Annotated in this window: 12 protein-coding genes and 1 pseudogene; 6 read left to right on the top strand and 7 right to left on the bottom strand. The window is 60.5% G+C overall.

Features of this window, described 5'->3' with window-relative positions; all coding sequences use genetic code 11:
• The first annotated feature begins 77 nt into the window (after positions 1 to 77).
• The 3 genes from lptF to B0G74_RS15435 are packed head-to-tail and all read left to right on the top strand — an operon-like array spanning position 78 to position 2,710.
• Positions 78 to 1,175: an LPS export ABC transporter permease LptF gene (lptF, locus tag B0G74_RS15425; protein ID WP_132375737.1), complete on the top strand. Its 1,098-nt coding sequence runs from the start codon at positions 78 to 80 to the stop codon at positions 1,173 to 1,175.
• Positions 1,176 to 1,178: 3 nt separating this feature from the next.
• Entirely contained in the window at positions 1,179 to 2,327 is a 1,149-nt protein-coding gene (lptG, locus tag B0G74_RS15430) for an LPS export ABC transporter permease LptG (RefSeq protein ID WP_132375739.1), read from the top strand.
• A gap of 11 nt (positions 2,328 to 2,338) precedes the next feature.
• Entirely contained in the window at positions 2,339 to 2,710 is a 372-nt protein-coding gene (locus tag B0G74_RS15435) for a CbiX/SirB N-terminal domain-containing protein (RefSeq protein ID WP_132375741.1), read from the top strand.
• Between the two features lie 386 nt (positions 2,711 to 3,096).
• Here B0G74_RS15435 and cobA read toward each other — a convergent pair whose 3' ends face one another.
• The 6 genes and pseudogenes from cobA to B0G74_RS15465 all read right to left on the bottom strand — a co-directional run bounded on the left by cobA (position 3,097) and on the right by B0G74_RS15465 (position 9,306).
• A complete protein-coding gene (gene cobA / locus B0G74_RS15440; RefSeq protein ID WP_132375743.1) occupies positions 3,097 to 3,852 on the bottom strand; it encodes a uroporphyrinogen-III C-methyltransferase in 756 nt (251 codons plus the stop codon).
• A gap of 54 nt (positions 3,853 to 3,906) precedes the next feature.
• Entirely contained in the window at positions 3,907 to 5,223 is a 1,317-nt protein-coding gene (locus tag B0G74_RS15445; protein WP_132375745.1) for a GTP-binding protein, read from the bottom strand.
• Between the two features lie 25 nt (positions 5,224 to 5,248).
• Positions 5,249 to 6,211: a sulfate adenylyltransferase subunit CysD gene (gene cysD / locus B0G74_RS15450; RefSeq protein WP_132375747.1), complete on the bottom strand. Its 963-nt coding sequence runs from the start codon at positions 6,209 to 6,211 to the stop codon at positions 5,249 to 5,251.
• Positions 6,212 to 6,321: 110 nt separating this feature from the next.
• Positions 6,322 to 7,068 (bottom strand): phosphoadenylyl-sulfate reductase, encoded by a 747-nt coding sequence (locus B0G74_RS15455; protein WP_132375749.1) that lies wholly within the window; start codon positions 7,066 to 7,068, stop codon positions 6,322 to 6,324.
• Entirely contained in the window at positions 7,065 to 7,604 is a 540-nt protein-coding gene (locus B0G74_RS15460; RefSeq protein ID WP_132375751.1) for a DUF934 domain-containing protein, read from the bottom strand. The genes B0G74_RS15455 and B0G74_RS15460 overlap by 4 nt, the downstream gene beginning before the upstream one ends.
• 21 nt (positions 7,605 to 7,625) lie before the next feature.
• A pseudogene (locus B0G74_RS15465) lies at positions 7,626 to 9,306 on the bottom strand (nitrite/sulfite reductase).
• Positions 9,307 to 9,542: 236 nt separating this feature from the next.
• Here B0G74_RS15465 and B0G74_RS15470 point away from each other — a divergent pair.
• From B0G74_RS15470 to B0G74_RS15480, 3 genes are all read left to right on the top strand, one after another.
• Complete coding sequence (locus tag B0G74_RS15470) at positions 9,543 to 10,484, top strand: CysB family HTH-type transcriptional regulator (RefSeq protein ID WP_132375752.1); 942 nt, start codon at positions 9,543 to 9,545, stop codon at positions 10,482 to 10,484.
• 34 nt (positions 10,485 to 10,518) lie between these two features.
• Positions 10,519 to 11,685: an ABC transporter substrate-binding protein gene (locus B0G74_RS15475; protein WP_132375754.1), complete on the top strand. Its 1,167-nt coding sequence runs from the start codon at positions 10,519 to 10,521 to the stop codon at positions 11,683 to 11,685.
• 154 nt (positions 11,686 to 11,839) lie between these two features.
• Positions 11,840 to 12,100, top strand: coding sequence for a hypothetical protein (locus B0G74_RS15480; protein ID WP_132375755.1), 261 nt, complete (start codon positions 11,840 to 11,842; stop codon positions 12,098 to 12,100).
• Positions 12,101 to 12,145: 45 nt separating this feature from the next.
• Here B0G74_RS15480 and B0G74_RS15485 read toward each other — a convergent pair whose 3' ends face one another.
• Entirely contained in the window at positions 12,146 to 13,300 is a 1,155-nt protein-coding gene (locus B0G74_RS15485) for a Gfo/Idh/MocA family oxidoreductase (RefSeq protein WP_132375756.1), read from the bottom strand.
• Between the last annotated feature and the right edge of the window lie 29 nt (positions 13,301 to 13,329).

Here is a 13,329-nt window from a genome sequence, read left to right on the forward strand (position 1 = left end):
TCCTGCGGCGGCTGCACCGGAGGTGTGACGGGAAGCAACCCGTGCGCCACTGAGAGCGCCCCCTCTCATCATCAATAATGATCTTCGAACGCTCCCTCCAGCGCGAACTCGCGTATACGGCTGGTGCCGTGTTCATGGTTCTCCTCACGCTCGTGCTGACGACGATGATGATCCGCATCGTCGGCTTCGCAGCCTCGGGCGAGATCGACCCGCGCGACGTGCTGGTCCTGATCGGCCTGACCGTGATCGGCTACCTGGCGATCATGCTCGTCGCGACCCTGTTCGTGTCGATCCTGTTCGTCCTGACCCGTTGGTACAAAGACTCCGAGATGGTCGTGTGGCTGTCCTCGGGTGTCAGTCTGACCCAATTCATCAAGCCGATCGGCATTTTTGCCACGCCGATCATCATCCTCATCATGTTCTTCGTGTTTGTTGGCTGGCCGTGGTCGAATCAGCAGAGCAAGCTGATCCGCGCGCGCTTCCAGCAGCGCGACGAGGTCTCGCTGCTCGCGCCGGGTCAATTCCGCGAATCGGCCACCAGCCACCGTGTGTTCTTCATCGAGAAGATGTCGCCCGACCAGGCGCGCGTCGAAAACGTGTTCGTGACCAGCACGGAAAACGGCAAGGTCAACGTGGTCGTGTCGAAAACCGGCCATACCGAGACGCGTAAGAACGGTGATCGTTTCGTCGTGCTGGAAAACGGTCGCCGTTACGACGGGCAGCCGGGCCAGCCGGATTTCCGCATCATGGAGTTCGAGCGCTATGGCGTGAAAATCCAGAGTCAGCCGGTCGTCAATACGCCGACCACCACCGGCACACCCACGCTCACGCTGCTGCGCAATCCGACCAACGACAATCTCGCCGAATTCGCCTGGCGTGCCGGGCTGCCGCTCATCGCGATCAATCTGATGCTGCTGGCCATTCCGCTCGCGCATCAGAACCCGCGGCGCAGTCGCACCATCAATCTGGTGATGGCGGTGCTCATCTATCTGACGTATTCGAATTTATTGAACGTGGTGCAGTCGTGGATCGAGCAAGGCAAGATGTCGTTCCCGGTCGGGCTGGTGGGTCTGCACGTGATCGTCGCGGCGATCGTCGCGTTTATTTTCTGGCTGCGCGTGCGCAACCGGCCGCTCATCACGCGCGCGATGTTCAGCCGTTCGCAGGGAGCCTGACCGATGCGCATCTATGAAAAGTATTTCGCGCGTCAGGTCTACCTCACGTTCATCTTTATTCTGTTTGCGTTTTCGGGTTTGTTCTTCTTCTTCGACCTGATCAACGAACTCAATTCGGTCGGGCACGGTAATTACAAGTTCCAGTACGCCGTGCTGCGGGTTGCGTTGCAAACGCCTTCGCGCTTCTACGAGATCATTCCGGTCGCGGCGCTGATCAGCGCGATCTATGTGTTCGCGCAAATGGCGGCGAATTCCGAGTACACGATCTTCCGTGTATCCGGGCTCGCTACGAATCAGGCGTTGCGTTCACTGTTGAAGATCGGCATTCCGCTTGTTTTGCTGACTTATTTGATCGGCGAAGTGGTTGGGCCGTACACGGATCAATTGTCGGAGCGCGTGCGGCTCGAGGCGCTGGGGTCTTCTGTGTCGAGCAATTTCGAGTCCGGTGTGTGGGTGAAAGATACGCTCACGGCACGCGCGGACGGCGAGCAGGTGACGCGCTTTGTGAACGTCGGCGAGTTGAAGCCGGATGCGACGATCAGCAATGTGCGCATCTACGAATTCGATTCGAAGTTCCGGCTCTCGAATGTGCGGACCGCGAAGAGCGGCAAGTATCAGCCGCCGGGTCATTGGCAGTTGACCGGCGTGACCGATACGCAATTGATCGATGTGCCCCCTCCTCCGGGTACGCCCGCCGATGCGCTGGATCCGGTGTATCGGGCGAAGGAAGTCACTGTGCCGGAGTATTCGCTGCGCTCTGAATTGACGCCGCAGATTCTGTCGGTGCTGCTGGTGTCGCCGGATCGGATGTCGATGTTCAATCTGTTCCGGTATATCCAGCATTTGACCGAGAATCATCAGGATACGCAGCGGTATGAAATTGCGTTGTGGCGCAAGCTGCTTTATCCGTTTGCGGTGTTTGTGATGCTGGTTTTGTCGTTGCCGTTTGCCTATTTGCATACGCGGGCTGGTGTTGTTGGGATGAAGGTTTTCGGCGGGATCATGCTGGGGATGAGTTTTCAGTTGTTCAACACCTTGTTCTCGCATATCGGGACGTTGAATACCTGGCCCGCTCCTTTGACCGCGGCTACGCCAGGGTTGGTTTATCTCGTGCTTGGGTTGGTTGGGTTGAAGTGGGTTGATCGTCACTAGGGGCGTGCGTCATGGCTATGCATGGGATTGTCTTGTTTGGGCATGGCGCGAGGGATGTGCGGTGGCGGGAGCCATTTGAGAGGCTGGCTATCAAGTTGCGGGACGCTTCTTTCGGCGCTCGGCCTGTGGCGTTGGCATTTCTTGAATTGATGGAGCCGGATTTGCCTACAGCTGTGGGAGATCTTGTCGCTCAAGGCTGTGATGTGGTTACCGTTGTGCCTGTGTTTTTTGGGCAAGGGGGGCATGTGAGGAAGGATTTGCCTTTAATTATCGAGCGATGCCAGGCATTGCATCCCTCTGCTCTTATTAAGTGTGCTGGTGCTGTGGGTGAGGATGACGCTGTGTTGGACGCTGTCGCGGAGTATTGTCTGCGGCAGGTATGATTGCTTTAGATTTGTGCTCTTAAGCGGGTCCGTGACACGCAAAATTAGAACGCCGCGGAAATGTCGGCGAAGAAAAAACCAAGCGATTGTTTGCAGAACGACCGCGACGGCGCGCGCAGCGCTGCCGGAAGAATGACTGCCTTGTCGCGAAAGCGGAATGTGCGAGAGCACAGATTCCAGATGTACCACTACCGCGACTGCGCGGGGGACCCACTTATAAGCTAGCGGTTCGAGCCGCTTTCTCTTGCTTACTTCTCTTTGCGGCGGCAAAGAGAAGTAAGTGCCGCCCCGCACAGGGGCAACGCTAATAGACCACAAACAAATCAAGGAAAGGCCAATACCTTAAGACCAACAACCAACAACCGCAGAGCAAAAAACCAAGAACCTCAAGCCGCGACCAACATCCCATCTGCGGATCGAACCACGCTAACGGGCCGTGCAGCGAAAGCCTCCCCAATCATAAGCAAACTAGGCTGCGAAGCATCAACCCACCTCTGTGCGCCGCCAGCGGCCAACTCTTCGAGAGTAAGAGAAAGCATGCGCTCACGAGCAGTAGAACAAGCCTCAACAATTGCGACGGGCGTGGCAACCGACCGCCCAGCATCGATCAATTGCTGCGCAATCTCAACCCCACTATCCCGGCCCATATAGAACACAAGAGAATCCGCATTAACCTGCTCGCGAATCTCATCAGATCCAGGCGCCCGACTAAAAGTAGCCAACGCCACACTGCGCGACACACCGCGAAGCGTCAAAGACCGCTTCAAAGAAGCCGCACTGGCCAGCGCAGCAGTAATCCCAGGCACGACCTCATACTCGATGCCAGCGGCCTCCAAAGCCCGCATCTCCTCATCAGCGCGGCCGAACAACATCGGATCCCCACCCTTGAGCCGCACGACAACCTGATGCTCCAGAGCAGCATCCACAATCTGCTTATTGATGAACTGCTGCGCCGTCGACAGCTGCCCGCAGCGTTTGCCAACAGCAATCCGCCGCGCACGCGAAGGCGCATAGTCCAACATAGCCGGCTCCACCAGCGCATCATGCAGCACGACATCGGCCAAACCGAGCAGCCGCGCGCCACGCACCGTAATCAGGTCCGCAGCACCCGGCCCTGCGCCGATCAGATAAACCTTACCCATTTGCCTAAACCTGTCCGTTAGGTCGCCAGCACGACTCAATGACGTGCCAAGTATTTAAGCCGAAAACGCCCGAATCATCCCCGCCGCAACAGTATGATGCGTCGCTTCATCGATCAGCACGAACGCACCCGTACCCTGATGCGAGTCATACACATCGCACACCAGCGGCTTCTGCAACGTCAGCGCCACGCGGCCGATATCGTTCATCGCCAGGTCCTTGCGATCGGTCGCTTGCGACAACGTATGCACGTCGAGCACTTCCTTGATCGCACCGATGCGCGCGAACACCGTGTTGGTGGTCTGCTTCAACAGATACTTGCGTTGCGTCGACAGCGGCGTGTCGTCGAACCAGCACAGGTCGGCTTCCAGCTTCTTCGCCGGCTCCGGCGCCGCTTCACGCAGCACGAACGTATCGCCGCGCGACACGTCGACGTCTTCCGCCAAACGGATCGTCACCGTTTGACCAGCAAATGCGCGATCCACCGCAGCCGTGCCGCCGGGCACCGGCGCGATGATTTCGGCAACCGTGGCTTCGCGATTGGCCGGCAATACAACGATCGTATCGCCGAGCTTCACTTCGCCGGCTTCGACACGGCCCATGTAGCCGCGGAAGTCATCAGCCTGGCTGCCGTCCTGACGCGCCACCCACTGCACCGGGAAACGCAACGCCTGGCCCGTCGGCACTTCGACCGGCAACGCTTCGAGCAGGTCGAGCAGCGGCTCGCCCGCGTACCACGGCATGCTTTCGCTCGCCGTCACGATGTTGTCGCCCTTGAGTGCCGACACCGGCACGAAGCGCACATCGCTCAAGCCCAGTTGACGCGCAAGTTCGACATACGCGTCACGAATCTCATTGAAACGCTGCTCGCTGTAATCGACCAGGTCCATCTTGTTGATCGCGACGATCGCGTGCTGCAAACCCAGCAGCTTGACGATCGCGCTATGACGCTTGGTTTGCGGCAGCAGTTGCGCGACGCCATCCACAAACGTCACACGCGTTGCGTCGACGAGAATAATCGCCGCGTGCGCGGTCGACGCGCCCGTCACCATGTTGCGCGTGTACTGCTCGTGGCCCGGCGTGTCGGCGATGATGAACTTGCGCTTCGCGGTAGCGAAGTAACGGTACGCCACGTCGATCGTGATGCCTTGCTCGCGTTCGGCTTCGAGGCCGTCCGTCAGCAGCGACAGATCGATTTCGTCGCCGACGGTACGCTTATTCTTCGCGCGCGACAGTGCCGAGAGCTGATCGCTCAAGACAGCCTTGCTGTCGTACAGCAGGCGGCCGATCAACGTGCTCTTGCCGTCGTCGACGCTGCCCGCAGTGATGAAACGCAGCACGCCGAGGTCTTCTGGTTGGTGAATACCGCTCATGATTGCTTTACCCTCGTCCGTGTGCTTAGAAATAACCTTGCTTCTTACGCTGTTCCATCGCGGCTTCGGAGACCTGATCGTCCATCCGCGTCGCGCCGCGTTCCGTGATTTCGGTCACGGCCGTTTCGGCGATGATCTTCTCCAGATCATCCGCATCGCTTTCCACCGGGCACGTGCAGCTGATATCGCCCACGGTGCGGAAACGTACCAGCGCCGTTTCGCTGGTTTCGCCTTCACGCATCGGCGTGATCGGCGTAACCGGCACGAGCAAGCCATTGCGGCGCACGATCTCGCGTTGATGCGCGTAATAGATCGACGGCAGTTCGAGCTGTTCGCGAGCGATGTACTGCCACACGTCGAGTTCGGTCCAGTTCGAGATCGGGAACACGCGCAGGTGTTCGCCGTTATGCAGACGCGCGTTATACAGGCTCCACAGTTCCGGGCGCTGTGCCTTCGGATCCCATTGGCCGAACTCGTCGCGGAACGAGAAGATCCGTTCCTTCGCACGGGCCTTTTCTTCATCGCGGCGCGCGCCGCCGATCAGCGCGGTATAGCCGTACTGTTCGATGGTTTCGAGCAGCGTCACGGCTTGCGCGGCGTTGCGCGAATCCGTTTCACGACGCAGACGCACCGTGCCGCGCTTGATCGAATCTTCCACATGACCGACCACCAGTTCAGCACCGATCTCTTCCGCACGACGATCGCGGAAGTCGATCACTTCTTCGTAGTTGTGGCCCGTGTCGATATGCACGAGCGGGAACGGCAGCACGGTCTTGCGATTCGCGCCGATACCGAAGGCCTTCAGCGCGAGGTGCAGCACCACGACCGAATCCTTGCCGCCCGAAAACAGCAGCGCGGGCTTGCTGCATTCGGCGACCAGTTCGCGCAGGATGTGAATCGACTCGGCTTCGAGCCAGTCGAGGTGATCCATACGGTTTGCCGTGTTGGCGAGCGGTGCGTTCACAGTGGAATCGAGCGTGGTGCTCATGTTTGGGTCCTTCGTTGGTTCGCGTCGCAAGCGGTTGCTCGCGTCGCGGAGGTATTCAAATCGGTATGTGCGGCGTTCGGGCTAAAAACCAAGGCCCGCTCACTCAACCTTCAGGCCTGGGCGTTTGCGCTGCGGTCCATCGCGATCGGCGTAATCGTCGTGATGTGCAGTCCGCATTCCTTAGTATCGCGCGACTCCCACCACCAGCGCCCTGCCCGGCTATCTTCACCGGGACGCACGGCGCGCGTACAAGGCTCGCAGCCGATGCTCGGATAGCCGCGCGCATGCAGCGGATTGACCGGCACGTCGAACGCTTTCAGGTAAGCCCACACTTCGGCCTCGGTCCAGTCGGTCAGCGGATTGAACTTGGCGATGTTGCGTGCGGCGTCATGCTCTTCCGCATGCAGTTCGGCACGCGTCACCGACTGCTCGCGACGCTGGCCCGTGACCCATGCGCTGACATCCGACAGCGCGCGATTCAACGGTTCGACCTTGCGGATTTCGCAGCAGCGCTTGCGCAGATCGACGCTTTCATAGAACGCGTTCAGACCATGCGAGCCGATGTATTCGTCGACCGCGGCAGCTTGCGGATGAAACTGTTCGATGTCATAGCCGTAACGTTCTTTCACGCGATCGAGCATGCCCAGCGTTTCCGCATGCAAACGGCCGGTGTTCAGCGAGAAGATGCCGATCTTCACGCCACGCGAGAGGATCGCATGCGTGAGCAGCATGTCTTCCGCCGCGAGGCTGCTGGCGAGCTTCACATTCTCGTGGCGCGTGGCGATCGAATCGAGCAGCGCATCGAGGCGCTCGACCTTCGCAGCAAGTTCCGGCGTGAGGGCTTGAACTTCGCTCATGCCGATGCCTTGGCCAGTTCGCCCGCTTCACGGCGGCGGAACAGCGGCGACGAGTTCACCGCGCCCTGATAGTTGAAGCTGAATTCGTCGAAGGCCTTGAGCGCGTCGTCGAAGTCTTTGTCGGCGCGCAACGCGTATGCGTCGAAGCCGCAACGGAACATGAACGCGAGTTGATCGCGCAGCACGTCGCCGATCGCGCGCAGTTCGCCCTTGTAGCCATAACGCTCGCGCAGCAGGCGGCCGATGCTATAGCCGCGGCCGTCGCGGAACACCGGGAAGTCCACGCCGATCAGCGCGATCTTGTCGAAGTCGGCGACGATATCCGCCGGTTCGCTATCCGCCGCGAGCCACACGCCGATTTCAGCGGCACCGCGCGAAGCGATCAATGCGTCGCGGGAAGCCTGCCACAACGCGAGCGGCACCAGCACCTTGCCTGCGGGCAATTCGTTCACCGCGGGCAGCGAGCCATCTTCCGCCGGGCGCACGACCGTCCAGTCATCGTTGACGATCGCGCGATTCTTGATGATAGAAGCCATCTGTTCAGTACCTTTTCGCGGTTACGCGTGAGCCGGTTGACGCGAGGCGTACACACGTTCCTTGAACGGGGTGATGCCGATGCGGTTGTACGTTTCGATGAAGCGCTCGCCTTCGTGGCGGTTTTCCACGAACGTATCGATCACCTTGCTCATCACGTCCGGCATTTCTTCCGCCGAGAACGACGGGCCGATCACGCGGCCGAGATGCGCGCCGGTGGCGCCCGTGCCCTGCTCGCCGCCGAGTGTCACCTGATACCACTCCGAGCCGTCCTTATCGACGCCCAGAATGCCGATGTTGCCGACGTGGTGGTGACCGCACGCGTTGATACAGCCCGAGATGTTCAGCGATACGTCGCCGAGGTCGTACACGTAGTCCAGATCGTTGAAAGCGTTCCTGAATGGCCAGCGCGATCGGAATCGACTTCGCATTCGCCAGCGAGCAGAAGTCGCCGCCCGGGCACGCGATGATGTCGGTCAGCAAGCCGATATTCGGCGTCGCGAAACCTTGCGCCTTGGCCTTTTCCCACAGCGCGAACAGGTCGCGCTTCTTCACGTTCGCGAGGATCAGGTTCTGTTCGTGCGATACGCGGATTTCGCCGAGCGAGTACTCGTCGGCCCAATCGGCGACCGCTTCCATCTGCGCATCCGTCGCGTCGCCGGGAGCGATCGTGGTCGGCTTCAAAGACAAGGTGACCGACGAATAGCCCGACACCTTATGCGGACGCACGTTGCGCTCGACCCAACGGGCGAACGCACGGTTTTCCAGCAGATGCTTTTCGAACGAAGCGTCCGTGTCGGCGAGCTTTTCGTACACCGGCGGCTGGAAGTACTGCGACACGCGATCAACTTCGGCTTGCGTGAGCGTCGAAGGACCGTCCTTCAAGTGTTGCCATTCTTCTTCGACTTGCGCCGAGAATTTCTCCGGGCTCAACGCCTTCACGAGAATCTTGATGCGCGCCTTGTACATGTTGTCGCGGCGGCCGTAGCGGTTGTACACGCGCAGCACGGCTTCGCAGTACGTCAGCAGATGTTGCCAAGGCAAATCTTTGCGGATGATCGCGCCGATGATCGGCGTACGGCCCATGCCGCCGCCGGCCAGAATATCGGCCACCAGCTCGCCCTGCTCGTTCTTCCTCAGATACACGCCCATGTCGTGAATCTGCACGGCAGCGCGGTCTTCCTTCGAACCCGACACGGCGATCTTGAACTTGCGCGGCAGCCACGCGAATTCCGGGTGGAACGTCGACCATTGACGCAGGATTTCAGCCCACGGACGCGGATCGACCACTTCATCCGGCGCCACGCCGGCGAACTGGTCGGCCGTGATGTTGCGGATACAGTTGCCCGAGGTCTGAATGCCGTGCATCTGCACTGCCGCGAGCTTGCGCAGAATTTCCGGCGTTTCTTCGAGCTTGATCCAGTTGTACTGGATGTTCGAGCGCGTCGAGAAATGGCCGTAGCCGCGGTCGTGTTCACGCGCGATCTGTGCGAGCACGCGCATCTGGTCGCTACGCAGGTTGCCGTACGGAATCGCAATGCGGTGCATGTACGCGTGGCGCTGGTAGTACAGGCCGTTCTGCAGGCGCAGCGGACGAAACTCCTCTTCGCTCAATTCGCCCGACAAGCGGCGGCGAACCTGATCGGCGTACTGCGCGACCCGTTCATCGACGATGGTCTGGTCGTACTGATCGTATTGGTACATTCGGGGACCCCAATTTTTTTGCAGTGATACACGGCGAACCGGGGGCCGGCCACCCGGTTTCGCCGCGCCTTGGATACCTCCCTTTGTCACCATCCGCTTATGAACGTTTAGACCCATCGCTCATTTGCTTATGACAAATACAGATATCCATATTGAAAAAGATGGACAGATCGTAATAAACTCGCCTTATATTTCAAACGACTAAAAAATTCTTTTGATATGCGGAGAGGTTATATATGAACCTGCACCAATTCCGCTTCGTCCGCGAGGCTGTGCGGCAGAACTTCAACCTGACGGAAGCGGCCAAAGCCCTGTTTACAAGCCAGCCGGGCGTTTCCAAGGCGATCATCGAGCTGGAAGACGAGCTGGGCGTGGAAATCTTCACACGACACGGCAAGCGCGTGCGCTCGCTGACCGAGCCGGGACGCATCATTCTGCAGTCGGTCGAGAAGATTCTGCAGGAGGTTGAGAGCCTGAAGCGGGTCGGTAAAGATTACGCGGCGCAGGATCAGGGCAATCTGGTGATCGCCGCCACCCACACGCAGGCGCGCTACTCGCTGCCGGCGGCCATCGCCGAATTCAAGAAGCGCTTTCCCAAGGTTCACCTTTCGATTCTGCAAGGCAGCCCGACCCAGGTCGCCGAAATGGTGCTGCACGATCAGGCCGACCTCTGCATCGCCACCGAGGCGATCTCCAACTATAAGGAACTGGTTTCGCTGCCGTGCTTCCAGTGGCACCACGTCGCGGTGATGCAACCGGATCATCCGCTGCTCGACCGCAAACTTTTGTCGCTGGATGATCTGACCCAGTATCCGCTGATCACTTACGACAACGCGTTCGCCGGCCGCACCAAGATCAACGAGGCGTTCCGCCTGCGCGGGCTGCATCCGGACATCGTGCTGGAAGCGATCGACGCCGATGTGATCAAGACCTATGTGGAATTGGGCCTGGGCGTCGGCATCATGGCGGATATCGCGTTCAACGCCGAGCGCGACCGCCATTTGCGCGCCATGCCGGTCGGCCACCTGTTCGGCAGCAACGTGACGCGGGTCGCGCTGAAACAGGGCGCCTATTTGCGCAGCTATGTGTATACGCTCGTCGAACTGCTGTCGCCGAGCATGAACCGCAAGCTGATCGAACAGGCGCTCAAGGGCGAACACGAAACCTACGAACTTTGATATCACCATCGCTTCTTGCTACGGAGACCTCTCGATGACGTCGTATAAGAAAAAATTCAGCGGCCTCGCCGCTTTTGGTTTTGGCGCGCTCCTGCTCGCCACCGCTGCACACGCCGACATCAAGGTCGGCATCGATCTGTCGAGCACCGGCCCCGCGGCCGTGATCGGCATCACCAGCAAGAACGCGATGCTGATGTGGCCCGCCACGATCGCCGGCCAGAAAGCCGACTACATCTTCCTCGACGACGCCTCCGACCCCGGCGCCGCCGTGCGCAATATCCGCAAGCTGATCAACGAAGACCACGTGGACGTGATCGTCGGCCCGAACATCACGCCGGCCGCAATGGCCGCGCTCGATCCGGTCGCCGAGAGCCAGACGCCGATGATCACGCTGATTGGCTCGGCCAGCGTGGTCGAGCCGCAGGAAGGCAAGAAGGTGTGGGCCTACAAAATGGCGCAGACCGACAGCGCAATGGCCGACGTGATGACGCGCTACATGTCGAACCACAACGTGAAGACGGTGGGCTTCATCGGTTTCGCGGACGGCTACGGCGAAAGCTGGCTCAACGAATTCAGCAAGTTCGCGGCGCTGCGCCATATTCAACTGGTCGCCACCGAGCGGTATAACCGCACCGACGCGAGCGTCACCGGCCAGATTCTGAAGCTGATGGCCGCCAAGCCCGACGCGATCCTGATCGCCGGCGCCGGCACGCCGACCGTGTTGCCGCAGCGCACGCTGATCGAGCGCGGCTTCAAAGGCCCGATCTACCAGACGCACGGTATCGCCACGCCGGAGTTCATCAAGCTGGGCGGCAAGGACGTGGAAGGCACGCTGTTCCCGACCCAGCCGGTCGTGGTGGCGCGCACGCTGCCGGCCGATCATCCGGCGAAGAAGGCGGCGCTCGCCTTTACGAACGAATATGAAGCGAAGTACGGCGCGGGCAGCGTGACGCAGTTCGCGGGCGATGCAGCCGGCGTGTACCCGCGCTTGCAGGACGCCGTGGCGCGCGCGCTGAAGACGGCGCAGCCGGGCACGCCGGCCTTCCGAGCCGCGCTGCGTGACGAACTGGAGCATGCGCATGAGTTGGTCGTGCCGAACGGCGTGGTCAACACGAGCCCGAAGGATCACGTGGGGCTGGATCAGCGCGCGAGCGTGATGGGCACTATCAAGAACGGCAAGTTCGTTTATTTGAGCCAGTAAGCCAACTCGCCCACATTCGGCGTTCGTCGTTCTTCCCGATGTTTTGTTCGGGGTGAACCTTCTTACTGGTTCCTGATCAGTTCGAACGCCGACAGTCAGGCGCGCGGCGTATTACTGTTAAAGTGGATAGCTTCAATTAGCCGTATCCCCCATCATGCGCACCACCCGAGCCATCCACGCCGTCGAGCGGTTGAAAACCCGCAGCGGCAATCCGCAGTTCGCCGCGATCAGCCTGTCCGGCGGCCTGTTCTACCTGGTCGACAAATCGAGCGGCACGGACAAGAAGGTCTCCGATCCGCTGCCGCTCGACGACTTCGTCAAATTCGTCGATGCTTTCGGGCCGCCGAAGCCACGCAAAGCGAGCAAGCTCGATATCGCGTTCGAAGAGCAACTCAAGAAGAGCAAGGGCGGTTGAGCGGCGCGGCGAATCCCACTCTTCCCGCCACGACATACAGCCGCCTCAAGCGCTACGCGCAATCTCGCGCCACTGCCCATCCGCCGCGCTACTCGCGAGCATGGCGTCGATAAACCGCAGCCCCGCCACACCGTCCTCCACCGTCGTGAGCAACAGGCTTTCGGCGGGCAACGCGCGACCTTCATTCAACGCTTCGATCTGCAACGCCGCGTCCTTGTACAACTGGGCAAACGCTTCCAGATAGCCTTCAGGATGTCCCGACGGCACCCGCGTCGCATGGGCCGCAATCGCGCTCGTCACGCGCCCTCGTGTCAGGCGCACAGCCGAACCACCCAATGGTGTGAACCACAATTCATTGGGATGCTCCTGATCGAAGGTCAGACTGGCTTTCGTCCCATACACCCGCAAACGCAAGGCGTTTTCCGCGCCGCTCGCCACCTGGCTCGCCCATAGCATGCCGCGCGCGCCATTCGGATAACGCAGCATCGCCTGCACATGATCGTCGATGCGCCGCCCGGGTACGAACGTATGCACTTCCGCCGCGAGCGCATGTGGCGTCATACCTGTGACGAACGCGGCAAGATGATAGGCATGCGTGCCGATATCGCCGAGACATCCTGCCGGACCCGCTAACGCGGGATCCGTGCGCCAGCCTGCCTGCTTGTTCGTGCCGCTCGTTTCGATCGGCTCCGCCAGCCAGTCCTGCGCGTATTCGACCTGCACGACGCGTATCTCGCCCAACTCGCCGCTTTCGATCAACTCGCGGGCATGACGCACCAGCGGATAGCCGGAGTACGTATGCGTCAATGCGAACAACCTGTTCTTCTCGCGAGCCAGCTTCGCCAGCGCCTCGCCTTGCGCCAGCGAGATCGCCAGCGGCTTGTCGCACACAATGTGAATACCGGCTTCGAGAAACGCCGTCGCGACCGGCGCGTGCAGATGATTCGGCGTGACGATCGCCACCGCGTCGATACCGTCGTCGCGCGCGGCTTCGGCGCGCGCCATCTCGCGCCAGTCCGCATAGCTGCGCGCAATCCCGGCCTCATCGGCACTCGCTTGCGCGCGCTGCGGATCGGACGACAACGCGCCCGCAACCAGTTCGAAACGATCGTCGAGCCGCGCCGCGATCCGATGCACCGCGCCGATGAACGCGCCCTGTCCGCCGCCGACCATGCCCAGCCTGAGCCTTCGTTGTGGCATCACCCTCACTCCTTTGCGATCGCTCGCCG

The sequence above is a fragment of the Paraburkholderia sp. BL9I2N2 genome (genome assembly GCF_004339745.1).
Lineage (GTDB): Bacteria > Pseudomonadota > Gammaproteobacteria > Burkholderiales > Burkholderiaceae > Paraburkholderia.

What these genes read in the sequence shown, in the direction of transcription:
- lptF (WP_132375737.1), top strand. Translation starts at nt 78, where the DNA reads ATGATCTTCGAACGCTCCCTCCAGCGCGAACTCGCGTATACGGCTGGT.
- lptG (WP_132375739.1), top strand. Translation starts at nt 1,179, where the DNA reads ATGCGCATCTATGAAAAGTATTTCGCGCGTCAGGTCTACCTCACGTTC.
- B0G74_RS15435 (WP_132375741.1), top strand. Translation starts at nt 2,339, where the DNA reads ATGGCTATGCATGGGATTGTCTTGTTTGGGCATGGCGCGAGGGATGTG.
- cobA (WP_132375743.1), bottom strand. Translation starts at nt 3,852, where the DNA reads ATGGGTAAGGTTTATCTGATCGGCGCAGGGCCGGGTGCTGCGGACCTG.
- B0G74_RS15445 (WP_132375745.1), bottom strand. Translation starts at nt 5,223, where the DNA reads ATGAGCGGTATTCACCAACCAGAAGACCTCGGCGTGCTGCGTTTCATC.
- cysD (WP_132375747.1), bottom strand. Translation starts at nt 6,211, where the DNA reads ATGAGCACCACGCTCGATTCCACTGTGAACGCACCGCTCGCCAACACG.
- B0G74_RS15455 (WP_132375749.1), bottom strand. Translation starts at nt 7,068, where the DNA reads ATGAGCGAAGTTCAAGCCCTCACGCCGGAACTTGCTGCGAAGGTCGAG.
- B0G74_RS15460 (WP_132375751.1), bottom strand. Translation starts at nt 7,604, where the DNA reads ATGGCTTCTATCATCAAGAATCGCGCGATCGTCAACGATGACTGGACG.
- B0G74_RS15470 (WP_132375752.1), top strand. Translation starts at nt 9,543, where the DNA reads ATGAACCTGCACCAATTCCGCTTCGTCCGCGAGGCTGTGCGGCAGAAC.
- B0G74_RS15475 (WP_132375754.1), top strand. Translation starts at nt 10,519, where the DNA reads ATGACGTCGTATAAGAAAAAATTCAGCGGCCTCGCCGCTTTTGGTTTT.
- B0G74_RS15480 (WP_132375755.1), top strand. Translation starts at nt 11,840, where the DNA reads ATGCGCACCACCCGAGCCATCCACGCCGTCGAGCGGTTGAAAACCCGC.
- B0G74_RS15485 (WP_132375756.1), bottom strand. Translation starts at nt 13,300, where the DNA reads ATGCCACAACGAAGGCTCAGGCTGGGCATGGTCGGCGGCGGACAGGGC.